General features: G+C 51.3%; 27 protein-coding genes and 1 tRNA gene. 12 read left to right on the top strand and 16 right to left on the bottom strand.

The window, feature by feature from the left end; all coding sequences use genetic code 11:
- Positions 1-110: 110 nt before the first annotated feature.
- From uvrC to selD, 3 genes are read right to left on the bottom strand one after another with little or no spacing between them, the layout of a single operon-like run.
- Positions 111-1,970 (bottom strand): excinuclease ABC subunit UvrC, encoded by a 1,860-nt coding sequence (gene uvrC / locus LTAR_RS04295; protein ID WP_062420937.1) that lies wholly within the window; start codon positions 1,968-1,970, stop codon positions 111-113.
- 3 nt (positions 1,971-1,973) lie between these two features.
- Positions 1,974-2,594, bottom strand: a complete 621-nt coding sequence (locus LTAR_RS04300; RefSeq protein ID WP_062420938.1) for a hypothetical protein — start codon at positions 2,592-2,594, stop codon at positions 1,974-1,976.
- A gap of 21 nt (positions 2,595-2,615) precedes the next feature.
- A complete protein-coding gene (gene selD, locus LTAR_RS04305) occupies positions 2,616-3,683 on the bottom strand; it encodes a selenide, water dikinase SelD (RefSeq protein WP_081419798.1) in 1,068 nt (355 codons plus the stop codon).
- A 15-nt stretch (positions 3,684-3,698) separates the two neighbouring features.
- On the opposite strand from selD, the gene LTAR_RS04310 reads away from it, so the two are divergent.
- The 9 genes from LTAR_RS04310 to LTAR_RS04350 all read left to right on the top strand — a co-directional run bounded on the left by LTAR_RS04310 (position 3,699) and on the right by LTAR_RS04350 (position 12,248).
- Entirely contained in the window at positions 3,699-4,478 is a 780-nt protein-coding gene (locus tag LTAR_RS04310; RefSeq protein WP_062420939.1) for a PIG-L deacetylase family protein, read from the top strand.
- 3 nt (positions 4,479-4,481) lie between these two features.
- A complete protein-coding gene (locus tag LTAR_RS04315; RefSeq protein WP_139044411.1) occupies positions 4,482-4,736 on the top strand; it encodes a hypothetical protein in 255 nt (84 codons plus the stop codon).
- On the top strand, positions 4,723-5,478 hold the full coding sequence (locus LTAR_RS04320; protein ID WP_062420941.1) for a DUF6754 domain-containing protein: 756 nt from the start codon (positions 4,723-4,725) through the stop codon (positions 5,476-5,478). Before LTAR_RS04315 ends, LTAR_RS04320 begins: the two co-directional genes overlap by 14 nt.
- Positions 5,475-6,101 (top strand): hypothetical protein, encoded by a 627-nt coding sequence (locus LTAR_RS04325; RefSeq protein WP_062420942.1) that lies wholly within the window; start codon positions 5,475-5,477, stop codon positions 6,099-6,101. Before LTAR_RS04320 ends, LTAR_RS04325 begins: the two co-directional genes overlap by 4 nt.
- Positions 6,102-6,177: 76 nt before the next feature.
- Positions 6,178-8,139, top strand: coding sequence for a hypothetical protein (locus LTAR_RS04330; RefSeq protein ID WP_062531933.1), 1,962 nt, complete (start codon positions 6,178-6,180; stop codon positions 8,137-8,139).
- On the top strand, positions 8,129-8,803 hold the full coding sequence (locus LTAR_RS04335; RefSeq protein WP_062420944.1) for a hypothetical protein: 675 nt from the start codon (positions 8,129-8,131) through the stop codon (positions 8,801-8,803). The genes LTAR_RS04330 and LTAR_RS04335 overlap by 11 nt, the downstream gene beginning before the upstream one ends.
- Before the next feature lie 3 nt (positions 8,804-8,806).
- A complete protein-coding gene (locus LTAR_RS04340; protein ID WP_062420945.1) occupies positions 8,807-10,534 on the top strand; it encodes a glutamate mutase L in 1,728 nt (575 codons plus the stop codon).
- Entirely contained in the window at positions 10,531-11,583 is a 1,053-nt protein-coding gene (locus tag LTAR_RS04345) for a hypothetical protein (protein WP_062420946.1), read from the top strand. The genes LTAR_RS04340 and LTAR_RS04345 overlap by 4 nt, the downstream gene beginning before the upstream one ends.
- A 32-nt stretch (positions 11,584-11,615) precedes the next feature.
- Positions 11,616-12,248 (top strand): LPXTG cell wall anchor domain-containing protein, encoded by a 633-nt coding sequence (locus tag LTAR_RS04350; protein WP_062420947.1) that lies wholly within the window; start codon positions 11,616-11,618, stop codon positions 12,246-12,248.
- Between the two features lie 61 nt (positions 12,249-12,309).
- Here LTAR_RS04350 and LTAR_RS04355 read toward each other — a convergent pair whose 3' ends face one another.
- The 3 genes from LTAR_RS04355 to LTAR_RS04365 are packed head-to-tail and all read right to left on the bottom strand — an operon-like array spanning position 12,310 to position 15,518.
- Entirely contained in the window at positions 12,310-13,770 is a 1,461-nt protein-coding gene (locus LTAR_RS04355) for a phosphoglucomutase/phosphomannomutase family protein (protein ID WP_062420948.1), read from the bottom strand.
- A 30-nt stretch (positions 13,771-13,800) separates the two neighbouring features.
- Positions 13,801-15,018 carry a DUF389 domain-containing protein gene (locus LTAR_RS04360; RefSeq protein ID WP_062420949.1) on the bottom strand — a complete coding sequence of 406 codons (1,218 nt, stop codon included), beginning with the start codon at positions 15,016-15,018 and terminating at the stop codon, positions 13,801-13,803.
- Positions 15,015-15,518 carry an HAD family hydrolase gene (locus tag LTAR_RS04365; protein WP_081419799.1) on the bottom strand — a complete coding sequence of 168 codons (504 nt, stop codon included), beginning with the start codon at positions 15,516-15,518 and terminating at the stop codon, positions 15,015-15,017. The genes LTAR_RS04360 and LTAR_RS04365 overlap by 4 nt, the downstream gene beginning before the upstream one ends.
- Before the next feature lie 39 nt (positions 15,519-15,557).
- Here LTAR_RS04365 and LTAR_RS04370 point away from each other — a divergent pair, with 39 nt between their 5' ends.
- Positions 15,558-16,583 carry a hypothetical protein gene (locus tag LTAR_RS04370; RefSeq protein WP_062420951.1) on the top strand — a complete coding sequence of 342 codons (1,026 nt, stop codon included), beginning with the start codon at positions 15,558-15,560 and terminating at the stop codon, positions 16,581-16,583.
- On the opposite strand, the gene LTAR_RS04375 is transcribed toward LTAR_RS04370, so the two are convergent.
- Positions 16,580-17,197 (bottom strand): sugar transferase, encoded by a 618-nt coding sequence (locus tag LTAR_RS04375; RefSeq protein WP_062420952.1) that lies wholly within the window; start codon positions 17,195-17,197, stop codon positions 16,580-16,582. The two genes, LTAR_RS04370 and LTAR_RS04375, sit on opposite strands and share 4 nt — an antisense overlap.
- A 68-nt stretch (positions 17,198-17,265) precedes the next feature.
- Between LTAR_RS04375 and LTAR_RS04380 the strand changes: the two genes are divergently transcribed.
- Positions 17,266-17,338 (top strand) — tRNA-Glu (locus LTAR_RS04380).
- 349 nt (positions 17,339-17,687) lie between these two features.
- On the opposite strand, the gene LTAR_RS04385 is transcribed toward LTAR_RS04380, so the two are convergent.
- The 9 genes from LTAR_RS04385 to LTAR_RS04425 form a co-directional block, all read right to left on the bottom strand.
- Positions 17,688-17,987 (bottom strand): HigA family addiction module antitoxin, encoded by a 300-nt coding sequence (locus tag LTAR_RS04385; protein WP_062420953.1) that lies wholly within the window; start codon positions 17,985-17,987, stop codon positions 17,688-17,690.
- Positions 17,984-18,286, bottom strand: a complete 303-nt coding sequence (locus LTAR_RS04390) for a type II toxin-antitoxin system RelE/ParE family toxin (RefSeq protein WP_062420954.1) — start codon at positions 18,284-18,286, stop codon at positions 17,984-17,986. Before LTAR_RS04390 ends, LTAR_RS04385 begins: the two co-directional genes overlap by 4 nt.
- A 188-nt stretch (positions 18,287-18,474) precedes the next feature.
- On the bottom strand, positions 18,475-18,933 hold the full coding sequence (locus LTAR_RS04395) for a molybdenum cofactor biosynthesis protein MoaE (protein WP_062420955.1): 459 nt from the start codon (positions 18,931-18,933) through the stop codon (positions 18,475-18,477).
- A 3-nt stretch (positions 18,934-18,936) separates the two neighbouring features.
- Positions 18,937-19,428 (bottom strand): cyclic pyranopterin monophosphate synthase MoaC, encoded by a 492-nt coding sequence (moaC, locus tag LTAR_RS04400; protein ID WP_062420956.1) that lies wholly within the window; start codon positions 19,426-19,428, stop codon positions 18,937-18,939.
- Between the two features lie 17 nt (positions 19,429-19,445).
- Positions 19,446-20,432, bottom strand: coding sequence for a GTP 3',8-cyclase MoaA (gene moaA, locus LTAR_RS04405; protein WP_062420957.1), 987 nt, complete (start codon positions 20,430-20,432; stop codon positions 19,446-19,448).
- Positions 20,433-20,522: 90 nt separating this feature from the next.
- Positions 20,523-20,849: a MoaD/ThiS family protein gene (locus tag LTAR_RS04410; protein WP_062420958.1), complete on the bottom strand. Its 327-nt coding sequence runs from the start codon at positions 20,847-20,849 to the stop codon at positions 20,523-20,525.
- Positions 20,850-20,917: 68 nt separating this feature from the next.
- Positions 20,918-22,009, bottom strand: a complete 1,092-nt coding sequence (locus LTAR_RS04415) for an ABC transporter ATP-binding protein (protein ID WP_062420959.1) — start codon at positions 22,007-22,009, stop codon at positions 20,918-20,920.
- 1 nt (position 22,010) lies between these two features.
- Positions 22,011-22,703, bottom strand: a complete 693-nt coding sequence (locus LTAR_RS04420; RefSeq protein ID WP_062420960.1) for an ABC transporter permease — start codon at positions 22,701-22,703, stop codon at positions 22,011-22,013.
- 6 nt (positions 22,704-22,709) lie between these two features.
- Positions 22,710-23,711: an ABC transporter substrate-binding protein gene (locus tag LTAR_RS04425; protein WP_062420961.1), complete on the bottom strand. Its 1,002-nt coding sequence runs from the start codon at positions 23,709-23,711 to the stop codon at positions 22,710-22,712.
- A gap of 204 nt (positions 23,712-23,915) precedes the next feature.
- Here LTAR_RS04425 and LTAR_RS04430 point away from each other — a divergent pair, with 204 nt between their 5' ends.
- Positions 23,916-25,010, top strand: coding sequence for a substrate-binding domain-containing protein (locus LTAR_RS04430; protein ID WP_062420962.1), 1,095 nt, complete (start codon positions 23,916-23,918; stop codon positions 25,008-25,010).
- Position 25,011 lies beyond the last annotated feature (1 nt).

Genomic DNA, 25,011 nt, shown 5'->3' on the forward strand with positions numbered 1-25,011 from the left:
TGAACTATGAAAATGAACATGCATGCTGTCTGTAGTTAAAGACGTGCATCGTTTCATTTTGTCACACTCCCCCGATGGACCCGAATCAATGAGCTCCGGGAAAGGGGCTGTCAGTCCAGAGATGCGCGCAGCGAATTAATTACATCAGAATTGATACCCGGCACTGCCGCCAGTTGTTCGTCACTGGCAGCCAGGATATTCTCAATAGAACCAAATTGTTTTAATAGCGCTTTCCGCCGGGCTGGACCGATTCCCTTAACTTTATCCAACCGTGAAGCCAGACCTTCTTTTGTCCGGCGGGCGCGATGTGCTGTGATGGCGAACCGATGGGCTTCATCGCGGACTCTTTGGACTAGATACAGTCCCTGCGAATGCCGTGGAAGAACCAGCGGATCGGATTGATAGGGAAAGAAGATTTCTTCTTCCTGTTTAGCCAGGCCGGCCAATGAGACCATTCCTGTCAAACCAAGATCTTCTATCACTTTGACGGCACGGCTGAGCTGCCCTTTGCCGCCATCCACAATCAGCAGATCAGGCAGGCGTGAGAATGATTCATCCGGCTTTTTCCCTACCTCGGTTTGTTCTTGAGCAGATAACCATCGTTTGAACCGGCGGGTCAGTGCTTCTTCCATGCTGGCAAAATCATCAGGCCCCTCAACCGTCTGAATATTGAACCGACGATACATTTTCTTGTTGGGAACTCCCTGTTCAAAAACTACCATGCTGGCCACTGAATTGGTTCCCTGTGTGTTTGAAATATCAAAACATTCAATCCGGTTGGGTGGTTCTTCCATCTTAAAAGCCTGTCGCAGTTCATTCAAGGCTTCTGTCTGTCGGTTGGTGTCAGACTGCCATTGATTCCGCAGGGCAGACAGGGTTTCAACGGCATTGTTTGCAGCCATCTGTACCAGGTCAAAACCCTCACCTTTTGCCGGTACATCGATGCGTACTTTTTCGCCACCCCGGCGAGTGTTCAGCCACTCTTCTATTATGCGGTGTTCTTCAATTTCCTGAGGCAATAGAACTCTGGATGGAACTGTGGCTGCATCTGTATAAAATTGTTTCAAGAATTGCGAAACGACTTCTGCGTCCTTGGCTTCTTCCGTTCCTTCCAGAATGAAGTATTCTCTACCGATCAATTTGCCGCTGCGAATAAAGAAGATTTGAACACAGGCTTCTCCATCTGCCCTGGCCATGGCAATGACATCACTATCCACCTGATCAGAGGAAATGACTTTCTGCTTTTCGACAACCTTATCGATTGCGTGTATCTGATCCCGGATGGAAGCTGCTTTTTCGAACATCAAATCATCGGCTGCGGTGTTCATCTCTTTTTTCAAACGGCTGACAATCGGATCTGTACGCCCGTGCAGGAAACTGCACAGGTCATCGATCATTTGTCGGTAAGATTTTTCGTCGATGGCTCCAATACAGGGTGCCGTGCAAAGTTTGATGTCATGGTACAGACAGGCGCGCAGATCCTTGCCTGTGATCTCACGGTCACAGGTAAGATAGGGGAAGATGCGGCGCAATACATCCAATGTTTGATGCACTGCCCACACGCTGGTATAAGGTCCAAAATAGCGGGAACCATCTTGTACCATCTGGCGGGTGATGGTTACTTTGGGAAAAGGATCAGCCCAATGAACCTTGATATATGGATACCGTTTGTCATCTTTCAGACGGATGTTGTATTGCGGCCGGTATCGCTTGATTAGATTCATCTCGAGGATCAGGGCTTCCAACTCTGATCCGACAACAATCCATTCAATATTGTTAATATGTTTAACTAACTGGCGGGTCTTGAAATCCAGCCTGTTCTCATTTTGAAAATAACTGCGAACCCGGTTTCGCAGATTTATGGCTTTACCTACATAAATAACCGTGCCTTCTACATTCTTATAAATATAGCAGCCGGGTTTTAATGGCAGGTTGTCCAGTATCCCCTGGAGATTGGCCGGGATATCCATAGCTTAATTCTTCAGTTCGGGACCGTCCCATTCATGTTCGCAGCGGGAACAAATGAATGATTCTACGATTTTCTTACCGTTTTCCTGTGAGCGAGCCAGCCAGGGACGAAGACCGAGGTAAACAAAGTATCCACCAATACCGCAGGCCGCCAGGTAACTTATGGAATAGTTCAGAGTAAAGAACCTGAACAGGGTATAACCCATAACGGCCAGACCAAAAACAATCATCACAGTTCCACTGGTAGTGCCCTGACGTTCCTGGTTCATTGATTTTGTTCGTTCTTGAGTCACAGGGTCAATCACCATGACCGTGCGTCTTACAAGATTGGAATTGCATTTGGGGCAGGCGCCTTTAGCCGCGGCCTTTTTCTTTTTATTGCCCTTGATTGATGCATCGGAAGAAATATCAAATCCCTCTTTTTCAATGACGCCCGGTTTGATTGAGGCTGCTGTCAGGGCGCCCAATCCGCCGAAAAAGCCGAGGCCGAAGACTATGGAAATGATGGCAATTTTTGACCATCCCTGTCTGCCTCGGCGGATGGCAAATGTGCTCGCCCACAGGGGGAAAACCAGGCTGGTGATAAAGAATAATCCATAGATTATGGCATCGCGATATTTTTCCATACATTCACCAAAGGAGAAATTTTAATCTACAAGAATACCGCTTCCAGTATCCACACGGCCGATTTCCCAAACGGGTTGATCGTATGCCGCCGCTTTCTGGATAAATTCTGACGCTTTGTTTTCAGGAACACAAAGGAGCAGTCCACCGCTGGTCTGCGGGTCGAAAAGGAGCATTTGACGGGGTTCATCTATTTTTGGTGAGAAGGTCACATTTTCACCATACCCCAGCCGGTTATTGGCTGCTCCACCCGGGAATGTACCCATTAAAGCATATTTCATTACCCCATTAAGCAGAGGTATTTTATTCATATCGAAATGCATTTGCACCTTGCTGGCTTTGCTCATCTCAAATGCGTGTCCTATGAGACTGTACCCTGTGATATCTGTTGCACCGGTCAGATTCATATCTCGAGCCAATTGAGAGGCTGTTTTGTTTAACTGTTTCATCCAATATACGGCTTCAGCCACATCCTGTTCCTCTGCCTTTTCCTGTTTCAAAGCCGTGGTTGTAACACCAAAACCAAGCGGTTTGGTGATGAACAGACGGTCGCCGGGTCTGGCACCGCTTTTAGTGTAACTGCGGTTGTGGGGGACGAATCCCAGAACGGCCAGACCAAATTTCGGTTCCTTATCTTGAACGGTATGGCCGCCGGCAATTACTGTTCCGGCTTCGCGGGCTTTTTCTGCCCCACCGCGGATGATTTCAGTTGAAATTTCCAGCGGCAGGTCAGGTGGAAGAGCGGCAATATTCAATGCGAGGAAGGGCTCTCCACCCATGGCATACACATCTGACAGGCTGTTGGCAGCCGCAATCGCACCGTAATCATACGGGTCATCCACCACCGGTGTAAAAAAGTCGGTGGTGAATACCAGATCACGGGTTTCATCCAGCTTCCAAACGGCGGCATCATCCGGGGTGTCCAACCCGACCAGCAGGTTAGGGAAGGACAATCCGCCGAATGTGTCTTTCAAAGGACGCAGAACCTGCGCCAACGCTTGCGCGTTTAATTTGGATGCTCAACCAGCGCAACTGGAGAGTGAGGTAAGCCGGATTTGCTTGCCAGATGTGGAACGAATGGCATTATCCATGCAACAAATTGTAACATGATGAATATGCCTCTGCCTGCCGACCGGGTGACCCGGTGGATATTTCTGTCTCCGCATCTTGATGATGCGGTCTTTTCGTGTGGTGGATTGATCTCTTACCTTTCTGATAATGGTGTGTCGGTTGAAATCTGGACGGTGTTCTCTGATCAGATGGAGGATGCCCGTCAACTGACAGATTATGCCCGTACACTCCATAACCGTTGGGGAACCGGTGATCATCCGTATGTTCTGCGCAAACAGGAGGATGCCAACGCGTGTCGCACAGTAGGTGCCCGCCAGCATCATCTCGGTTACCTGGATTGCATATATCGCTTCATACCCGGTTCGAGAGAGCCGGTTGTACTATCTGATGCTGAATTGCAGGGAACAGTAAAACCTCAAGAACAGCCTTTCATTGAGAAAATCGCGAGAGATTTAAAAACACGGATTACCGAGCCAACTGTATGGGTGTGTCCGTTAAGTCTGGGCAGCCATGTGGATCATCAGATCACACGTAAAGCTGCCGAGATGACTGGCAAGCTGATGCTTTATTACGCCGACCTGCCGTATGCTTTACCCATGCCTCGCCAATCTATTTCAGGCATGATCCAGCTATCAATTGACGTTCCTGAGAAAAACATTCAAGACTGGGGACGGGCCAATCTGCAATACAGTTCACAGATATCTTCTTTCTGGAAGAGTCCGGCTGACATGGCTGACCAATACTCCGCTTTTTTGCAGCTTTATAAAGGAATGCCTTTATGGCTGCCAAATCCGGGTGGGGAAGGTGGAAAGTAGTCTATGCTATACTTTTTAAGTATGAATCGTCGCCGACCAGCCAGCACGGAATCGAACATCAACCTGTCTTCTCGTGAAATACATGAAAAATTTTCGGTGATCCTCGATGAATTATCGCCTTTCGGGGTGTTTATCTCTCAGTTTATTTACATGGCGGGGTGGTTTTTCCCGGGGAATCAACTTCCGAAATCGTGGCAGCGAACGGCTGAATATCTGGAAAAAGCCGGCGAAGCAGAGGGTACCCATGACCTCTATTGAAGGCCTGATCGGGTTGGTCGTCATCGGTCTGGCAATTGCTTTCATGATTGTCTTTTCTGTACAAGACCGAAAAAGCAAAATTCCCTTGCGGCGGATTCCAGCTATGGAGCATCTTTCCCGGATGGTTGGGTTAGCTGTGGAAGAAGGCCGCCGTATCCATATCAGTTTTGGCCGCGGGAACTTCCTGGACTCTCATGCAGCCAGTACACTTACCAATACCGCCTTGTTAAAAGAAGTGTTGAAACAGTCTGCCGGAAGCGATCGACCACCGGCGATCACCAGCGGAGATGGGACTACTACACTGCTGGCAATTGATGTACTGTACTCTACCCGCCGAGCCGGTATTATCGGTGACCGGGTCGATTCACGTCGCGGGCGTCTGTCTGGAGTCACACCGCTGTCGTATGCGGCCGGGATGCTGCCTTCGTTACACCAGGAACAGACCTCAATGATGGTGACAGGTGGTATGTTGGGCGCTGAACTGAACCTTATCTTGGATACCGCCGACGACGAATCGATTCATATATTGACAGCTTCTGATTCGCCTGTAGGGCAGGCAGTGGCTTTCTCAAGTCCGGGCGATGTGTTGCTGGGTGAAGAGATATTTGCCTTACCTGCCTATATGAATGCCGGCAGCATGTATCCGGCGAGCCTGTTGGCGGAAGATTCCCTGCGCTGGCTGTTGATTGTCTTTATAATTCTAGGTGCCATTTTACGCAGCATAGGATTGACCATTCTATGAAAGCCCCTTTGAGCACTCTCATTGCCATCATCTGTTGCGCGGTTGTTTTGCTGGCGTATTTTCTACCTTTTGAGCCGGTTCAAAACATCAGCCAGCTTATCATTAATTGGGCCGTCTCGTTATCTGGCATCGCCATGTTGGTGGCGATTGTCTCATTGCTTTCATCCCACTGGCAGAAGATCCGCCAGAAACGATCATCAGACCGTTACAGCATTCTTGTGATATTCGGTTTTGGCCTTACATTCCTGATCGGGCTGGTTTTTGGTGGACCAGGGAGCCTGGATTATCAGAACGTGGTTACCCATATGCTGCTGCCAATTGAAGCCGGCCTCCTGGGTGCATTGACCATTGGGCTAACGGTGGCTGCATTCCGGTTATACCGGGCCAACCGAGGTTGGATGACGATTGTGTTTGGAATTTCCACTCTGTTGTTTGTCCTGTTGAATTCTGGAATTTTCACCACAGGTACCGGATTGGATATCCCCCTGATTAAGAATGCTCTTGGTGTATTGCAGCGTTTACCTGATGCGGGCGGACGGGGTATCCTGCTGGGACTTGCCCTTGGAACAATCACAGCCGGTCTGCGGATTCTTCTGGGAATAGACCGTCCGTATAACAGTTAAAACAATGAACGATATCACCTGCCCAAATTGTGGAAGAAAGAACCTACCGGAAGCTGAATTCTGTGTGGAATGTCTGATGCCATTTAAGAATCGGACTGGTTCTACCTCCAAAAATGCAGATTCTCCTTCTCAGGAAACGCCCGACTGGCTTAAGAAAATCCGTGAAAAAAGCCATCTTGAAAAACCGGCTACACCGCCACTTGGTGCGTTTGGAGAAGCGGAAAATCGTCAATTTGGGGAGACGGAAAAGCCCGATGAAATTCCTCAGTGGTTAAAGGAACTGCAGAAAACTGAATCGCCAGTACCGGATGAACCTGAAAAATCGGAGGTCGATTGGATCACCCGACTGCACGAAATATTACCGGAAACTCCCAGGAGCGACAGCCCATCAACCACGTTGTATTCTGATGAAGAATTGGCGGCTATGGCAGCGGCTGCCAGAAAACTTGACGAGTTTAATCGAGTAATTGAAGAGCAGGCTTCCACGCAACCGCTTGGTGTTCCCCCGGAACCGGCACCCACGGACTTCCATTTGGAGTCTTCGTCTCCTGCTGCGCCGGAATCACCCGTTGAACTGGAAGGATCAATATCTTCTTTTAAACCAGAACAGAATCAACCGGACTCTGCTAATCCTGAAGACATTACCAGGGATTCACACATTGAAAAAGAACCGGTGCATATAGAATTAAAACCCACCGGCAATACCGAAGAATCCGTCCCCTGGATGCAAACACCGGTAATGGCTGAACCGGAACCTGTTTCCATTGACACTACTCCATCTGAACCGGTTGAACCGCAGCCGAACTCATTTGATATTTCTTCAGATAAATCGGAAACGCAATCCCTGGAATCCGGAATACCTGCCGAAGAAAATTTACCTACTGAAAAGAAGAAATCCTTCTTTTCATCCTTGTTCCGAAAAGATGAAACAGATTCATCTGAAGATGCTGAAGACGAACCGGAAGACGAATCAGGTCAAAATGATGAAGCTGCCGCCAGAACTGAAGAAAAACCGGAACCATTAATACCTGAGAGCGTATTGCAGCCACAATACAACCGATCTGTGGAATATTCTGGCCGTCTGGACATCAGTGAATCCCAGAAAGCCAGTATCCACTTATTAAAAAGCATGCTGATGGGCGAAATTCAACCTCCGGCTCCTACCGCTACACAATCGAAAATTAGCGGGAGGATGTTGCGATTATGTATCGGTATTCTTCTGTTGATCGTCATGCTCTTCCCACTGGCGACAGGATTTATGTTGACAGACCAGCAGGCATTATTCTCTCCGGGGGTGGTATCCATGCGGACTGCTGTTAATGCGCTGCCAGAGAATTCACCTTTTCTGGTGATTACTGATTTTGAGCCGGCTTTTGCCGGTGAATTGAAAGCGGCAGCCATCGGGGTCATTGATAACCTGATGATGAAGAACCTTAATCTGTCAGTGGTTTCAACAGTTCCTACCGGGCCTGCACTGGCCAGAGATTTAATTACATCTGTTCGGCAGGCGGCCTTTGCTTATCCGCCTGAGAAAATTTCCTATCTGGGTTATCTACCGGGTGGGACAACCGGCATGAAGGATTTCATTCATAATCCGCGTCAGGCCCTGCCTTTGCTGGATACCGGCCGGTATGCCTGGACTTACCCGGCCACTCAAGATGTATTTTCAATAAACGATTATGCCGGTGTGTTGATAATCACAGAGAACACCGAAACCGGCCGTGCCTGGATCGAACAACTGCATGGGAATATGGCAGACAAACCGCTTTTGATGGTGGTGTCTGCGCAAAGTGCCCCATTAATGCGCCCCTACCTTGATTCTAAACAATTGAACGGTTTGATCGGCGGCCGGGTGGAAGGTGCCATGTATGACCGTATCATGGAAGCACCGGCCAGATCTCCGGTGATTACGGCTTCTTATCAGGCTGGCATGTTGGTGGTGGCTGTTCTTATCATTCTTGGCGGCATTTTTGGTTTGTTCCATGGTCTTTTCAGCAGCCGCTCTTCTTCCTCAAAGGAGAATTGGTATGTCAGCTGATACGATCTGGACGATTACCGCTTTTGCTTTGACAGCCGGAGTAATTGTCTCATATCTGATTGGTGAGAAATATCCACCATTTAAAATCATCGCCAATCTGTTTATCGGCGCGGCAGCTGGTTATGCAGCAACCGTTGCCATTTTCCAGGTGATCTATCCGCGTCTCATTGTCCCGTTCATTTTCCCCTCACTGGGTTTTTCGCAGATTACAGCCATTATTCCCCTGGTGCTGGCTTTTCTGCTGCTTTTCAAAGCCGTCCCTCGTTTATCAAAAGTAGGCAATGTGGCAACAGGTGTGATTGTTGGCGCAGCAGCCGGTGTAATTATTGGAGGAGCGCTGCTGGGAACGATATTGACCCAAGCAAAAGCGGCCATCACTCTGTTTGATCCAGACCTGGGCTTGCAGTCAGGCCGGCTGGTAGATGCCCTTTTCATGCTGCTTGGCACCATTTCTACGCTGGTCTATTTCCAATTTGGTGGAATTCGACGGCCGGGAAAAGCAGTTGAACGTCCAAAGGCAACAAGGTTTCTTGCCGGTTTGGGAAAATTTTTTATCGCCATTACACTGGGTGCCTTATTTGCCGGGGTGATCTCCTCCACGATGGCTGTATTGGCGGAACGGTTGGGTTTCATCGTTCAAACCATACAAACCTGGATCCGGTAATCCATGGAAATAAGTCCCTCTGAGATTGAATCTGTTCTCTCTGTAGATGTCGGGTCAGTGAACACCCGGGCTGTGTTGTTTGACCTTGTGGGTTCATCCTATCGCATGCTGGCGGCCAGCATGGTGCCCAGTACACATCTGGCACCTATACGGGATGTTCAGGAAGGGGTAATCTCAGCCATTCATCATCTGGAAGAGATTACCGGCCGGATTCTTCTGGATGCCAACCATAAATTGATCCTGCCCACTTCGCTCGAGGGGACGGGCGTTGACCATATTCTGGCAAGCAGTTCTGCCGGCCTTGATATCCGGATTGTCACCGTTGGTCTGTTGAATGAATATTCTCTGGCTAATATCGACAGGTTGACCGGTGGTACCTATGCACGCATTGTTGACAGGTTCTCTCTTAACGATCCCCGCAAACCTGAAGACCGGTTGAATGCGTTCATTCAGTCTGAACCTGACCTGGTGATTATCGGGGGAGGAACCAACCATGGGGCAGGACGGGCTGTTTTACGCATGGTTGAGCAGGTACATCTAGCAGTACGAGCCAGCCAGTCCACCAGGCGGCCGGAAATTCTGTATGCAGGAAATGAAACACTAAAAGAAAAAGTGGATGAAACTCTGGGTAAACTGACAACAGTGGTTACTGCTCCCAATGTTTTTCCGTTTTCTTCGTCTTCTGATATGGGACCTGTGGAAGAAATTTTGACTCAGGTTTTGAATTCCATTCGAGCTGGAAGATATAAAGGATTTTCTGAACTCGAAAAAATGACCGGTCAGCCCATCATCTCTACTGCCGGTGCAGAAAGCCGGATCATTCGGTTCCAGAGCCTGCAACAGAGTTCGGAGAAAACCGTTCTGGGCATAAATATCGGATCATCTGCTTCCCATTTCATTACCGCCAACCGGGGGGATGTGCATACATCAGTCTATGGCGGTCTGGGAGTGGGGGAGGCAATGGCTGAAACAGTAGACCGGCTCGGGCTGGATGCCATTACTCGCTGGCTGCCGATGGATATTAAAGGCAATTCTGCCAGAGACTACATCTGGCAAAAGTCATTGTTTCCTTCCACAATTCCAATGGATGGTGAGACATTGGAAATTGAACAGGCCGTAGCCCGGGCGATTCTGGCGGAAATGAGGCGAGACTATCTTGGTCTGCCTTCGGCCTGTCCGGATAATTTTGAACCGGTGCTGGTCAGTGGCGCGGTCATTGCCCAGGCCCCCACATTTCAACAATCCTTATTAATGGTGCTGGATGGATTGCAACCTACCGGTGTAACGACCATATTTTGCGACCGTTATGGGCTGCTTTCGGCGCTTGGATCGGCAGCCGTTACGAATCCGACGTTAGTGGTTCAGGTGTTGGAAAGTGGTATTTTGACAAATCTGGGGACGATCATTTCACCGATGATCAAGGCAGCCCAGGGAGAAACTGTATTGCATGTACGTCTGTCTGAAGATAATGGCGTGAATCATGAGTATGACATCAGGAAAGGTGACATTGTTCGGTTGCCGCTGGAATTGAACAAAACAGCCAGACTTTCCATCAAGCCTCTTAAACGAATGGACAATTTTACCGGTTCGCGAAACCTGAAAGTGGTGGGCGGAGAACTTGGTCTGATTATCGACATGCGTGGACGGCCGATCAATCTATCATCTGATCCAACAGTCAGATTGGAAAACAGCATCCGTTGGACCCGGTCCTTACAGGAGGTTCTCTCATGATGTATGCTCCGGTTGTACATTACCTGAAACAGACAAATATTCGCCGATTACGGTTGTTGCCAGTACCAGGCCGTTTACTCGTTTCTCCCGGACAAAAAGTATCACCCATGGATTCTGTGGCGGAAGCTCCCAACCCGAGTGGACATTTTTTCCTCGACATACGAAAAGCGTTAAAAGTTGATACGGCAACAGCGGATGAGTTAATCCAACGAAAAAAAGGGGAACGCCTGGCCAAAGGGGATATCCTTGCGGAAACTGGCGGCGCTTTCTCACGGGTTGTAAGAGCGCCTGTGGATTGCCAGGTGACAGAAATAAATGCCGGAGTCATGATCATGGAGACTCAAGGCGAACCTGTCAGAATACCGGCAGGCCTGCCGGGCTTTATTCACAGCCTGGAAGGGGATAAAGGTGTTACCATTGAATCAGGTGGTGCCCTGGTACAGGGCGTTTGGGGCAACAACCGGACTGATAGTGGATTACTTGTTGTACTCTGCGATTCGCCCGACCAGGAGTTGACGGTGAAACAACTGGAAGCCAGTGCCCGTGGATCGGTTGCCGTAGCCGGTTATTGTTTATCCGGCGAGGTCATCCGACGGGCGGCTGAAATGGAGTTGCACGGACTGATTCTCTCTGCCATCAACCCGGATCTGATCCATCAAGTCAACAATCTTACTTTCCCGGTTATTCTCATTGAAGGATTTGGAAGAATACCCATGAACATGGCAGCGTATTCCATCTTTCATGAGAATGAACGCCATGATGCTGCCTTACATGCCCGACCGTGGGACCATATGACAGGTGAACGCCCCGAAGTGTTGATCCCATCACCAAATCAGGCGTTGCCGCCGCCAGAAGTGGATGAATTCAGTCCGGGACAGATTGTGCATATAAAAATGCCCCCATATTCCGGAGAAGTTGGCACGATTCTTGCAATGACTCAAGGATTGACGAACCTATCAAACGGGCTGCGCGTGCCGGCTGCGGTGTTGCGCAAACAAAATGGCGAACAAATCACCGTACCGCTGGCAAATCTGGAGCTGATCATCTGAGGTTGCCCATCCGGATATCAGGAGAAGAAAAAATGTCATACCCTGAAAATCAAAATCAATACGAAGAATTCGATGAATATGAAAGCGATGATCTCTCCGGAGAGAAGGCGGCTAAACCCAGCAACCGTACTTTTTTCATTTCCTTTGGCCTGATTGCGGTGATTTTTGCCCTCACCCTGGCTGCTCTGGCTTTTGTGGTATTTTACGTACTCCCTCAATCCCGTGAAAAAAGGGAAGCACAGAATATTCAGATCTATGCAGCCAATACGGCGACTGCATTAGCGGCTACCCAGCTTTCTGAAAGCCTGGCGATGGCTGCGGCTGCTACCGAAGAACCAACAGCCACGATCGCTCCCACCTTCACACAGCTGGCCCCCGAAGCAACAGCCACGCCTGAACTTGTGGAAGTGGTTGTAGGAACTCCAGAAGTGGTGACGGCGGAAGCCGTTGGCGGGGGAATGGACAGCCGCACGGCGACACTGGCTGCCTTGCAAACTCAGGCTGTGAGTGCCCGCCTGACGGCTGTTGCAGAAGGCCGGGTTACTACGGCATTACCTCAGACAGGAATTATGGATGGCGTCGGCCTGCCAGGATTGGCCGGATTGACGGCCGCTCTGGGTGTTGTGATCATCGCAGCACGTAAGTTACGCTCATCCAATAAATAAAGAGGAAAATAAAAGCCCTGACTTCTAAAAGAGTCAGGGCTTTTTTTGATTCAAAATTCGATCAACAAATGCTTGCGGCAATTTGCTCGCCAAAGCCGAGCAGGGCTTTGACCATATCCTGTGAACGGCCTTCGGCATATACCCGAAGTACGGGTTCTGTCCCAGAAGGGCGGATCAGCAGCCAGGAATCATCGGCCATGATGTATTTGACGCCATCCAGAGAGGCTACTTCTTTCACCGTTTCCCCGCCAATCTTGGCCGGGGCATCATTAATTAACTGGGTGGTCATCTGGGCTTTGGCGACTGGACGTTTGAGGCGTAGATCGGTTCGCTCATAGAAGGCCGGACCGACCCGGTTTAACAAATCTTCAATCAGTTCATACAGGGTGACGCCGGAAGCAGAGACAATTTCTAATAACAGCAATCCCATGAGGATACCATCACCTTCAGGGATATGACCTTTGAAGGATATGCCGCCGGATTCTTCCCCGCCAATGAGCACATCTTCCTGCATCATGATGTCAGCAATATGATTAAATCCAACGGGGGTTTCATGGACTTTCAGGCCATATTGATTGGCCAGCCGGTCTATCATGCGGGTGGTTGATACAGTGCGCACAACAGAACCTGACCATCCACGTTTTTCATGGAGATATTCAAGGGAAAGTGCCATGATTTTATGGGGGTCGACGAAATTTCCCCGTTCATCCATGGCACCGATCCGGTCGGCATCTCCATCAGTAGCCAGACCGAAATTCCCCAGATGTGTACCGATGGCTCCGGCCAGAGGTCCGAGGAATTTGCCGATGGGTTCAGGATGTACACCGCCAAATCCGGGGTTCATTTCTCCACGGATTTCCGTCACTTCACATCCGGTGCCCTGCAGGATGCCTTTGATCACCCCGCGCCCGGCGCCATACATAGAATCAACCACGATGCGCTGCGGATTAGCCGCAATTTTATCGAAATCAATCAATGTGCGCAGGTGGTCGTTATAGGCAGGGATGGGATTGAAGCGTTGGATCAACCCGGCGTGAATAGCCTGATCATAATCCATGAGATTCGGGCCGCGGCCCTGGTTTTCGTTATCATTCAGATACACTTCCACCCGGCGGCACTGTTCCGGCAGTGCGGAACCACCGTACGCCGATTTTAATTTCACACCGTTGTAACGCGGCGCATTATGTGATGCTGTGATCATCACACCACCCATGGCATTTTGTTGACGGACAGCAAAGGAGAGAGTCGGGGTGGGAACATCCGCATTTGTCAGGTATACAATAAATCCATTGGCTGCCAGTACACGGGCCACTTCAGAGGCAAACCGGTCGCTCAGAAAACGGGTATCAAAACCGACAACGAGCTTTTTGGGATCGGGGGTCAAATGGACGACGGTGCCGTTATTCCAGGCATCGGAGGCAATGGCATCTGCAATCGCCTGAGTGACCTGCCGTAGATTGGCAAAAGTGAATGTATCAGAGATAACGGCGCGCCAGCCGTCAGTACCGAAATGAATCGTCATAAATTGTCTTGCTCCTAAATTTCAATAGTATTACCCCGGCGGGGTGGGAGTTATCGTGGGTGTATCTGTCGGGATTCCTGTTGCTGTAATTAATACCGATTGTAACACCCAGCCTTCATAACCGTCGGGGCTTTTTACATGCAGCCAGATTTTACCGTCAGCCTCTGTTGCCTCGGGTAACAAGAACAATGGGCTGCCATTTAATAGACTCTTTACCAGGGCGCCGCTGTATCCGGGAGTTTTGCGAACAAAAGCGCCTCCGCCGGTTTCTGCTGACATCCAGGCTTTCACCGGTGTGGTGGTGGGGGTGAATGTAACAGTCGGTGTATACGTGGGCTCCGGAGTGGGAGTGCGCGTTATGGTCGGCGTGGGGGGGACCTTTGTGCGGGTAGGGGTATTCGTAGGGGTCGGCGCCAGGGTGGGTGACGGAACCAATGTAGGCAGCGCCACCTGAAAATGCCGTGCGGTTTCAACGCCGCTGAAGGCGACCACAGCACACATGCCGACCAACACGGCTGTTGTGCCCAGCGTGTATCCAAGGTTAATCATCGGACGCAGACCGGTGAAGGCAAGAACGGTTACTCCAATGAGAACAGAAGCTGCCAGATACACACCGTAGACGAGAAGACCATCCGGCCAAAGTCCTTTGCTTCCGGTAACAAGACCAAACCCGGCAACACTGAGCGGCAGGTAGAGCTCATATGCCAGGGCAATATTGGCGACATAAAGACGGTTGCTTGCATTGTTGCGAATTGTGAAAAAAGTCGTCAGACCGCCACCCAGCGCCAGCAAAAAAAAGTCATACCAGGAAAAATGTGCGTGCAGATAGGCATGCTGCACCATCACACTGTTGAATTGCATGGCCGCCAAACCGCCCAGAGCACCGCCAATGAAAACCAACGAGGCTCCAATCAGCGTGCTGACCAATGATCTGAGGAAGAACTCCCGCGATCCGATGATGGAAGCGAGTGAAAGTCCGATGACTGGCAGGAGCAATGGCGCTGTCAACGCCGCCAGCATGAACAATGCTGGCGAATTAACCAGAGCTGCCAGACCGGTGAGCAGGCCGCATATAAAGGAAAAGACCAGAAAGTCAAACGAAGGCGTCAACCGGGTGACCAGTTGTTCCAGCATGGCCGTTTGTTCATCGGTGGTATCCGGCGCAAGCAGACGACGCTGTCTGCGGCGGCGGGCTGGCGGCAGGGTCGAATCTTCAGGCGGGAGAGGTTCGCTGGTCGGCAGGGTCATTTTCGAAGCGTGGAAACGATCCGTTGTGGATTTTCAAGCAGGGAAAAGGCGGAAAAGATATCGGGCATGATAATGCGAGCTGAAGCTAAGGCATCTGCGCACAGGCCTTCTGGTGATAAGACAGCGATCCCGAGCCAGGCTTCCGCCAGCATCAGGGCATCGTTGGCTCCCTGACCGATGGCCGCACAGCTGCTGCCGCCCAACTGACGGATAAACGCCGCTTTTTGTACGGCTTCATCCCCCGGCTGCAACCGGACGGCTTTCATGCCCAGGATGTGATCGATCTGGTCCTGCCGGTCGTGTGTATCTGCCGTGATCAGGTGCACGTCAAGCCGGTTTTGCAACGAGGCGATAGCCCGCGGCATCCCTTCGAGCAACGTTCCATCGATGGCGATGGTTCCGTTAACATCCAGCACCAGATGAGAAATTTGCGCAGTTCCCGCGCCCGGGATAGTCAGATCAATCATGCCGCTATTATAATATAGCCGCCCCTGAGTCATTTTATCCCCACTTCTGCCGGGTGCCAGATTGGTATATTGATGAAGCGTCTTACATCGTATGGATTGACAGGTCTTATTTTTCTTTTGATGATTACCGGTTGCAAAGGGCAGGGTTTGCCGTTCTTCCGGCCGACCGCCACACCGATTCCCACAGCCACGACCATCCCCACGCCTGTTCCGACGGCCACGCCGGATGTCGGCCGGGTGGCGCTCATTGCGCCGCCGGAGATCAGGCCGGAAGAGGTCAAGGCCGTTACAGATGCCATTCAGCCTGTGGTTTCGCAGGCCGGTCTGGTGATTGAGACACTGGGGCAGCCTCCCGCCGGGTCACTTGGACCCAACCGCGCGGCTGCCATCTTCCTGACCATGCCGTCCAACCTGGTGGATATTCTCTCCGCCAATCCGCAGACGCAGATTCTGGTGGTGAGCCGGAATGACCTGCAGGTGGGACCCACCCTGACTGTTCTGCGTGTTCACCCGGAATATCAGGCATTCATTGCCGGGTATGCGGCTGTTCTGGCGGCTCCCAACTGGCGGGCGGCCGGGTTGATCGCCGAAGAGGCGGGTGACACCAGCCCGCTTTCAAATGCCTTTATGAGCGGCGGACGGTATTTCTGCGGCCGGTGCGGCACGTCTACACCACCATATGCTCCCTACCCGCTGACAGAAACGGCTCCGTCATCTTCTTCGGCTGCCGAATGGCAGACGGCCGTCGCCAATATCTTACCGGCTGGATTGGAATCGCTGTACTTTTCCAAAGAGGCCATGTCACCTGAATTGATGCAGTCGGTAGCTTCTCAAAACCTGATTTTCCTGGGAGCCACGTACCCCGGGGATGCCTATAAGGAACGCTGGGCAGCCACCATATCGTTGGATACCGTCGGCGCACTGGCACAGGCTTTACCCGATGTTCTGAAGGGACAGGGCGGAAAGACGGTATCGGTGGGTGTAAAACTGACCGATATCAACGAAGCCTATCTGACTATCGGAAAACAGCGGCTGATCGAAAAAACCAACGAAGACCTGATGAAGGGTGTACTCAATCCCTTCACGGTGACGAATTAATTCTTCGTTGTGCCTTTGAACTCTGTGGCTGTGGCTGCCCCCGGCTGGTTGATGCCTTCACGGCGAATCACTTTGACAAAGGTGAGTGCCAGAATTTTGACATCTAACCACAGGGACCAGTGATCGACATACCACACGTCGAGCTTGAATTTCTCCTCCCATGTGAGGGCGTTGCGTCCATTGATTTGTGCCCATCCGGCCATGCCGGGCAATACATCATGACGGCGGGCCTGTTCCGGCGTATACCGGTCAAGGTAGGCTGTGAGCAGCGGACGGGGACCGACCAGACTCATTTCACCGCGCAAGACGTTGAGCAATTCGGGGAGTTCGTCCATGCTGGTGGAGCGCAGGAACCGGCCAAAAGAGGTCAGCCGGTCGGCATCGGGGAGCAGGTTTCCTTCGGCGTCGCGCTGGTCTGTCATGGTGCGGAATTTATTCAGGGTGAACAACTTGCCTTTATAACCGGGACGTACCTGACGGAACAGGATGGGACTGCCCAGTTTGACCCGCACCAGAATCGCCAGCACAAGAATGAGCGGCGAGATGAGGATGACACCTGGAATGGTGAGACACAGGTCAAAGAGGCGTTTGGAGAGGGGGATTCCCTGAGGCATGGAAGGGATTATAGCCTGCGGGCAATCCTTTGACAACCAGACAAGGGCATGGTATATTTTTTGTCCTTGCCCCCATTGTCTAGTGGCCTAGGACGTGGCCCTCTCAAGGCCAAAACTCGGGTTCGAATCCCGATGGGGGCACTGATAATTCGCCTGAAAAAGACGGATTTTTGATTTGATTGGCCCTCTCACACCATCGAGGTGCAGGCGGTTAAAATCGACCACACCCTACGGCTGCGTAATTCATATAGAGATTCGAAGAAATAAAAGTAGGGGTGGACGGCCGTCCACCCCTACAAGGGTAACCCAAATCTGATCTGGAAACCTTACACCTTCTTCTTACACCTCACGCAATCCCAGAAAGCTCAGCCGATCACCGGCAGCATGTTGCTCAACCGGTTGTAATATCTACTCCAATATCACGAGATAAAGAAGGCCAGGAAGATGCCTTCCACCACCAGAATGCGCCACAGCCCCAGGCATAGCAATATTAAGCAAACACCGGTTCGACTTCTCTTTTTGCTGTCTCTCCATACCGATCCTGTGCTATTTCAAGATCATAACGTGATTGGATGCGCATCCAGAATTCGGGGTCGGTCTTCAGGGCAATTGCAAGGCGGATAGCCGTGTTGGCGGTCACACTGCGTTTCCCCTGAACTATCTCGCTGATCTGTCCGGCAGGCACGCGCATAGCCAGCGCCAGGCGGTTTTGACGGATGCCCAGCGGTTCTAGGAATTCAGTTTTCAGTATTTCGCCGGGGTGGATCGGCGGTAATTTTTCTGTTGTCATGGTATTTCTCCAGTCTGGTGATAAACCGCTATTTCAACATCATAAGCATTTCCGTTATCCCAAATAAAGCAGATCCGGTACTGGTCATTGATCCGTATGCTGTGCTGCCCATTCCGGTTTCCGGATAGTTTTTCCAACCGATTCCCGGGGGTAACGCGCAATGATTTCAATGAGGAAACCGCATCCAGCATAACGAGTTTTCTGTGGGTGGTTGGAAGAATATCCGGCGGGAATTTCTTTTCCCTTTCCCTGCCATCCAACAACCGCTTTACATCAGTGTCTTTATACGAAGCGAACACAACAAAATAATATTACGCCGCGAGTGTTACGTCGAGCGTAATACTCGTTAATTTCATACAAATACTCCGCAAAAATGGACGATTACAACCATTTCTGCAATGGATTCTTTCATTATAGATCGGGTATAAGTGATTAGAGTGGGATCGCTTTTGATCCCATCCTAACTAATGTCAATATTCAGGGTAACCTATTCCCCCGGACCGGGCTGGTAATGCCCTTCGATCCATTCCTGCCCGTTGGGTCCCACTTCTTTTTTCCACACAGGGACGATTTCTTTCAGGCGGTCAATGCCGTAATGGGCGGCGTCAAACACGCCGGTGTCGCGGTGGGCTGCCGTGCAGGCAATGATCACCGTGGGAGTCTGCGGCGTCAACTTGCCGATGCGCTGCACAATGACAATCCCTTCCACTGACGGCCAGCGTTCGCGGATTTCATCAGCCACCTGTTTCATTTTGGCTTCCGCCATGGGTTTATAGGCTTCGTATTCCAGGTAAGAGGTGGCGCGGTTCTCCCGCGCGGTTTCCCCGCGAACAATGCCGGCAAAGATGGCGGCCGCCCCGGTGGAGGGCAGGGTGATCTGTGCGAGCAGGTCATTGATGTCCAACACGTCTTCTGTGATCTGGAAAATCAGGGGGAAGTCAGCCATGGTCTACTCCAACGATTCGTTGACGACATCACCGGAAACTCCGCCGTGTTTTTCGATGAGGCGGATGTTTTCAATGTGCATGGTCTTCTCGACGGCTTTGGCCATGTCATAGATGGTCAGGGCGGCCACGCTGACGGCGGTCAGGGCTTCCATTTCAACACCGGTCTTGCCGGTCACCTTCACAGTGGCCGTGATAATCACACCGGGCAGGGCATCTTCAAACTCAAAAGCGATATCCACCTTTGTGACCGGCAGCGGATGGCAGAGGGGGATCAGCTCGGAGGTGCGTTTGGCAGCCTGAATGCCGGCAATCTGCGCCACGGTGAGCACGTCGCCTTTTTTCATCTGTCCGGCGCGGATCAATGCCAGCGTTTCCGGTTTCATGCGAATTTCACCCCGGGCGACAGCCGTGCGGGCGGTATCGGGCTTTGCGCTCACATCTACCATACGGGCGTTTCCGTGTTCGTCAATATGCGAGAGTTGCGGACTCATCATCCATCCTTATACCCCGGTCATCCGCCGATCTGTGACATGCAGCGGGAATCCGGACAGTTATGTTCTTCCAGTTTATGGCCTCTGGGTTTTTCTTCCACGGCCTTTTGAATAAACAATTTGAGGTCAGCCCCTGATTTTAACGCGTCACGGACAGAGATTTCTTTGTCCACCAGCAGGCACGAGCGCAGACGGCCGTCGGCAGTCAGGCGAAGGCGGTTGCAGCGGGCGCAGAAATGCTCACCCAGCGGGGCGATGAAGCCTACCGTTCCGGCTGCTCCGGGGATGCGGAACATCCTCTCCGGCCCGGCATTGGGAGGCGTCGCTTCGGGAACCAGGGAAAGGTCTGCCAGCTTCTCATGCATGGTCTGGACGGAAACATATCTCTGATCCACCGGCGGAAAGCCGCCGCCCCAGTCCTGGCTGTTCGCCACCGGCATCAATTCGATAAACCGGATGTGCCACGGATGGTCAATGGACAGCCGTGCCAGCTCTGGAATTTCGTCATCATTGAAACCGCCAACCACTACGGTGTTGAGTTTCAATGGCAGAAGGCCGGCTTTTTCGGCGGCCAGAATACCCTGCCAGGCCTGGTCGAAATCACCAAAACGCGTGACCCGGCGGTATTTTTCCGGGTGGAGTGTATCGAGGCTGATGTTGACTCGTTTTAGACCGGCATCCGCCAGCGGCCCAGCCAGTTTGCCGAGCAAAATAGCATTCGATGTAAGGCTCAGGTCCTCAATTCCTGGGATGGCGGCGATCTGTGCCGTGATTTCTAGAATATCCGGGTTGACGAGCGGTTCCCCGCCGGTGAGCCGGATTTTGGTGATCCCCAGTGCTGCCGCGACTCTGGCCAGACGAATGAAGTCATCTTTGGTGAGGCGTTGATCATCGGGGATCCAGTCCAGACCTGATGCCGGCTGGCAATACGCGCAGCGCAGGTTACAACGGTCTGTAATGGACATCCTCAAATAGGTGATAGCCCGGCCGTAATGGTCAATTAACATGGTTTATCTGTCTTCCATACCGAAAAAAACTGGTCAATTTCTTTCAACTCTGTCCTTTTATCTGGCATATCCCTGACAGAATGGCAGTCTCTATCCACCGCTGACCGGAGGAAAGAGCGCAATCTCATCATCGGGGTGGATAATCTGCCCGGGAGATGCATACGTCTGGTTGATGGAAATCAGCAGGTTGTGTGAAAAGGGTTTCAATTCCGGGTACTGGACAAACAGGTTCTGCAGGAAGGTGGATACATTGGTCTCTTCGGTCACCTGAACTTTGACCTGATTTTTACCCACGCGTTCTTTTAAAGACGCAAACAATAAAACGTTCAGTTCAAAAGATGTATCAGGCACGCACAACTCGATATATCCGGGATTTTTATCAATGTTTTCACCGATATTTCCGATAATTTTAACCATAATTCTGTCCAGATTGTTTTTTTTGATACCTTCCTTACAAAATCAATAACAATGTCACCCAGATTCGATTACAAATTGGCACTCTTTGCCGGAAGCAGATGGATGGCGGATGCCTTGAACACGGCGTACACCTGCCTGCCCACGTCCAGGCCCAATTCCTGCACAGAAGGGCGGGTCACCAGGGCGATCAACCGGATGCCGGAATCCATTTCCACCCGGATGAGCGATCCCTGATGGACCATGCTGGTAATCCGGCACAGCAGTCGGTTGCGGGCGGTTGAAGGGCGGATCTCTTCTTCCGCCGTATAAAGGGTGATATCTTCCGGTCTCAGGCAGATGAATACAGATGATCCAACCGGCAGGTTACCGACACTTTCCACGATTGTATTGCCCGATTTGATGGAGACAATGTTCTCGTTTGCCTGAGCGACCACTCCGGGGATGATGTTTTCCACTCCCATAAATGCAGCCACTTCCGGTGTTTTGGGGTGGTTGAAAATAGTCTGCACGGGGCCGATCTGGTGCAGGTCTCCACCGAACATCACGGCTACACGGTCGCCAATGGTCAGGGCTTCATCAATATCATGGGTGACATACATGCAGGTCTGGCTGGTTTTAGAGAGAACGCCGCGTAAATCATCCAGCAATTCCTGCCGGGTAGGGGCATCCACCGCGCTGAAGGGTTCATCCATGAGAATCAGTTCAGTCTCCAGACAAAAGGCCCGTGCCAGGCTGACCCGCTGCGCTTCACCGCCCGAAAGGACTCTGGCCTGCCGGTCTTTGATATGGGAAATGTGCAATAAGTCCATCCAGCGGTCAACCCGCTCGTATGTTTCTTTTCTGGATAGACCCCGAAAGGACAGACCCGTGGCAATGTTGTTTCTCACCGTATCTGTGAGCAGAAGAGGTGATTGGAACACCGTGCTGACTTTTCGCCGGTATTCCAGATCGCTCAACCGGGAGAAACCAGAAAACCGAACCGATCCGGATGTCGGCTTGATCAGGCCGGCAGCTGCCTGCAGAAGGGTACTCTTTCCGGCACCGTTGGGGCCCAGCAGAACAAGCACTTCATTCCTGTTTACGTCAAGTTCCGGCAAATTCAAAATCCGGTTCTGGCCGGCCATGATTGCAAGATTGCGTATTTCCAGTAGAGTATCCACGTCAGCGGTTCCGTTGTTGAATGGTGGTGAGACCCAGGTTGACCAGGAAAGCAATGCCAATCAGGATGATGCTGAGGGCAATGGCGGAGGCAAATACCCCGCGGCTGGTTTCCAGAACAATGGCTGTTGTCAACACACGGGTGTGGCCTTCCAGATTGCCGCCCACCATCATCGAGGCGCCCACTTCGGATATTACGCTGCCAAAGGCGGCAATGATCGCGGCGAACATTGGCAGACGGGCTTCTTTCCACAGCACCAGCACCATCTGGATTTTTGATGCACCCAGACCAAGCATCTGGATGCGCAGACGGGGGTCGAGCTGCTGCAACGCGCTGATAATCAGGCCTGCCGCCACCGGGAAAGAGATCAATACCTGGGCAATGACAATGGCTGTGGGGGTGTAGATCAGGTGGAGGTCGCCAAGAGGACCGCTTCGCCATAAAAATATGGAGACGATCAGGCCGACGACTACAGGAGGCAGCGCCATGCCGGTATTGATCACGCTGATCCAGAAACGCTTTGTCGGAAAGTTCACCAGCGCCAGGAATGTGCCGATCGGCAGCCCCAGAAGCAGGCTGATAATGGTGGCCAGCCCCGATACCTGTAAAGAAAGCAGGGTGATCCGGATTACTTCCGGATCACCCTGGATTAATAGTTGAAACGCTTTAACGATACCGTCAACTAAATTCTGCATTACGCGCTATTTTACTTCATCCTCAGCTTTGCCGGCATCCGCAATAAACAGTGCCTGGCCGTATTTATCTTTACCAAATTCTGCGATCAATTTCTGGGTATCGGCAGAGACCATCCAATCGGCGAAGGCTTTGCCGCCGGTGTAATTGATCTTCGGCCATTTTTCTGGATTGACGGTAATGACATGGTAGATGTTCAGCAGGGCTTTGTCACCTTCGTAGAGGATCTCAAGGTCGAGGGTGTCTTTCATGGAAAGGTAAGTGGCGCGGTCGGTGAAGGTATATCCGGCTTTTTCAGATGCAATGCGCAGGGTATCGCCCATACCCTGGCCGGTTTTCAGATACCAGTCGCCTTCAGGGGTGATTTTGGCAGATTTCCAGAGGGCTAATTCAGCCTTGTTTGTACCAGAATCATCGCCGCGGGAAACGAAGGTGGATTTGGATTCGGAGATGGCTTTGTAGGCATCAACTGTCGAAGCGCTGCCTTTGATTTTCGCCGGGTCAGCTTTGGGGCCAACGATGATGAAATCATTGTGCATAACCAGCATACGTTCCTTGCCGAAACCACCGTCCATGTATTCTTTTTCAGAGGCGGGGGCATGTACGAGCAGAACATCAGCATTGCCTTCTTTGCCCATGGTCAGAGCCTGACCTGTGCCAACAGCCACCATCTTGACGGTATAGCCGGACGCTTTTTCGAAAACAGGCAGCAGAACATCCAACAGGCCGGAGTCGCGGGTGCTGGTCGTGGTGGCCAGAATAATTTCTTTGCTGGTGGAGGCATCCGGGCGGGCGGTGGGTGCTTCCGTGGCGGCAGCAGGTTTAGCGGCGGCTTCGGTTGGGGCGGCAGCCGGGGCTTTCGTGTCAGCAGGTTTGGCGGCGGCCTCGGTTGGGGCAGCAGCGGCGGGGGCTTCTGCGGCGGGTGCAGGGGTGACGGCGGGTGCGCAGGCAGCCAGTGCCATGCTCAGCAACATACAAACACTGACAAACGACAATAATCTTATCTTCATTTTTTCTCCTGATATCCTGAACAATATGATGTTTCTTTTCAACTAAACAGTCCGGGAATAATTTGATTATTCGCTAATGTCTATCCTTTTTCAACTGTATAATTGTATAGAAACATTAATACATATAATATACACGTGAAGAAAAACTGTGTCAATATTCTGAATACATCTGACAGACTCCAGACACTATAATGGATTGAAATCATGGATGAAGAAAAATACCAGTACATTCAAATAGCAGCTTCCATACGGCGTGATATCTATAACGGACTGTATAAAACCGGCGATCTTTTGCCTTCCTTGCGGTCACTGTCGGAAACCTGGCACTGCACCCTCGGAACAGCCCAGCGTGCATACCAGAAACTGGCTGATGAAGGTCTGGTGACCAGCCATATCGGCAAGGGGACCCGAGTGCTGGGCGTGGTGCCTGTCCAGCCGATGGATTCCCTCCGGCGGGCGAGCCTTGTCAACCTTGCCGAAAAATTTCTTATTGAAATCCTGACGTCAGGATACACTCCTGCAGAAGTCGAAGATGCCTTTCGAGCAGCTCTTGAACGCTGGAGAACGGTTTCACGTTCGCAGATTATTGTGAATCAGCAGGTTATTCGTTTTGCCGGCAGCCATGACCCTATGGTGGCCTGGATTGCCACCCACTTCACCGATATCACCACAAGCTACGACCTGAATATCAATTTCTCCGGCAGCCTCGCCGGGTTGATGGCATTGGCTGATGGGAAGGCCGATATTGCCGGGTCCCATCTCTGGGATCGTGAAACAGAAACGTACAACACTCCGGTTCTTAAGAGCCTTTTCCCCGGCGAGAAAATGGTGCTCATCACCATGGCCCACCGCCGGATAGGATGGTTGCTTGGACAGGGTAACCCGAAGAATTTTCATTCGATCCATGATCTGACCCGGCCGGACATCCATTTTGTAAACCGGCATGCCGGATCAGGCACACGGGTGTTCCTGGATGCCCTGTTGAATAAAAACCAGATCGATCCCGCCCTCATACATGGCTACAATAATCAGAAGACCAACCATGCGGAAATTGCCCTTGAGATTTCAGAGGGAAAGGCTGACGTTGGCCTGGGGTTGGAAGCCGCGGCCAAAGCCTATAACCTGGAGTTTATATTTGAAAACCTGGAATGCTATGACCTCATCGTCAGGGAAAAGACGTTTTATACAAAACCCATGCAAGAGTTGGTCGCCTGGCTGAAAACCGAGCAGTTCCTTCAGATTCTAAATAGTCTGGGCGGGTATGAGTGCAAGAATTGCGGAGAAGTACGCTGGTCGTGAA

The sequence above is a fragment of the Leptolinea tardivitalis genome (assembly GCF_001050275.1).
GTDB lineage: Bacteria > Chloroflexota > Anaerolineae > Anaerolineales > Anaerolineaceae > Leptolinea > Leptolinea tardivitalis.

Excerpts from the sequence above, each read along its gene's own strand:
- uvrC (WP_062420937.1), bottom strand. The coding sequence starts at position 1,970 with ATGGATATCCCGGCCAATCTCCAGGGGATACTGGACAACCTGCCATTA.
- LTAR_RS04300 (WP_062420938.1), bottom strand. The coding sequence starts at position 2,594 with ATGGAAAAATATCGCGATGCCATAATCTATGGATTATTCTTTATCACC.
- LTAR_RS04310 (WP_062420939.1), top strand. The coding sequence starts at position 3,699 with ATGATGAATATGCCTCTGCCTGCCGACCGGGTGACCCGGTGGATATTT.
- LTAR_RS04315 (WP_139044411.1), top strand. The coding sequence starts at position 4,482 with ATGCTATACTTTTTAAGTATGAATCGTCGCCGACCAGCCAGCACGGAA.
- LTAR_RS04320 (WP_062420941.1), top strand. The coding sequence starts at position 4,723 with ATGACCTCTATTGAAGGCCTGATCGGGTTGGTCGTCATCGGTCTGGCA.
- LTAR_RS04325 (WP_062420942.1), top strand. The coding sequence starts at position 5,475 with ATGAAAGCCCCTTTGAGCACTCTCATTGCCATCATCTGTTGCGCGGTT.
- LTAR_RS04330 (WP_062531933.1), top strand. The coding sequence starts at position 6,178 with ATGCCATTTAAGAATCGGACTGGTTCTACCTCCAAAAATGCAGATTCT.
- LTAR_RS04335 (WP_062420944.1), top strand. The coding sequence starts at position 8,129 with ATGTCAGCTGATACGATCTGGACGATTACCGCTTTTGCTTTGACAGCC.
- LTAR_RS04340 (WP_062420945.1), top strand. The coding sequence starts at position 8,807 with ATGGAAATAAGTCCCTCTGAGATTGAATCTGTTCTCTCTGTAGATGTC.
- LTAR_RS04345 (WP_062420946.1), top strand. The coding sequence starts at position 10,531 with ATGATGTATGCTCCGGTTGTACATTACCTGAAACAGACAAATATTCGC.
- LTAR_RS04350 (WP_062420947.1), top strand. The coding sequence starts at position 11,616 with ATGTCATACCCTGAAAATCAAAATCAATACGAAGAATTCGATGAATAT.
- LTAR_RS04355 (WP_062420948.1), bottom strand. The coding sequence starts at position 13,770 with ATGACGATTCATTTCGGTACTGACGGCTGGCGCGCCGTTATCTCTGAT.
- LTAR_RS04360 (WP_062420949.1), bottom strand. The coding sequence starts at position 15,018 with ATGACCCTGCCGACCAGCGAACCTCTCCCGCCTGAAGATTCGACCCTG.
- LTAR_RS04365 (WP_081419799.1), bottom strand. The coding sequence starts at position 15,518 with ATGACTCAGGGGCGGCTATATTATAATAGCGGCATGATTGATCTGACT.
- LTAR_RS04370 (WP_062420951.1), top strand. The coding sequence starts at position 15,558 with ATGAAGCGTCTTACATCGTATGGATTGACAGGTCTTATTTTTCTTTTG.
- LTAR_RS04375 (WP_062420952.1), bottom strand. The coding sequence starts at position 17,197 with ATGCCTCAGGGAATCCCCCTCTCCAAACGCCTCTTTGACCTGTGTCTC.
- LTAR_RS04385 (WP_062420953.1), bottom strand. The coding sequence starts at position 17,987 with ATGACAACAGAAAAATTACCGCCGATCCACCCCGGCGAAATACTGAAA.
- LTAR_RS04395 (WP_062420955.1), bottom strand. The coding sequence starts at position 18,933 with ATGGCTGACTTCCCCCTGATTTTCCAGATCACAGAAGACGTGTTGGAC.
- moaC (WP_062420956.1), bottom strand. The coding sequence starts at position 19,428 with ATGATGAGTCCGCAACTCTCGCATATTGACGAACACGGAAACGCCCGT.
- moaA (WP_062420957.1), bottom strand. The coding sequence starts at position 20,432 with ATGTTAATTGACCATTACGGCCGGGCTATCACCTATTTGAGGATGTCC.
- LTAR_RS04410 (WP_062420958.1), bottom strand. The coding sequence starts at position 20,849 with ATGGTTAAAATTATCGGAAATATCGGTGAAAACATTGATAAAAATCCC.
- LTAR_RS04420 (WP_062420960.1), bottom strand. The coding sequence starts at position 22,703 with ATGCAGAATTTAGTTGACGGTATCGTTAAAGCGTTTCAACTATTAATC.
- LTAR_RS04425 (WP_062420961.1), bottom strand. The coding sequence starts at position 23,711 with ATGAAGATAAGATTATTGTCGTTTGTCAGTGTTTGTATGTTGCTGAGC.
- LTAR_RS04430 (WP_062420962.1), top strand. The coding sequence starts at position 23,916 with ATGGATGAAGAAAAATACCAGTACATTCAAATAGCAGCTTCCATACGG.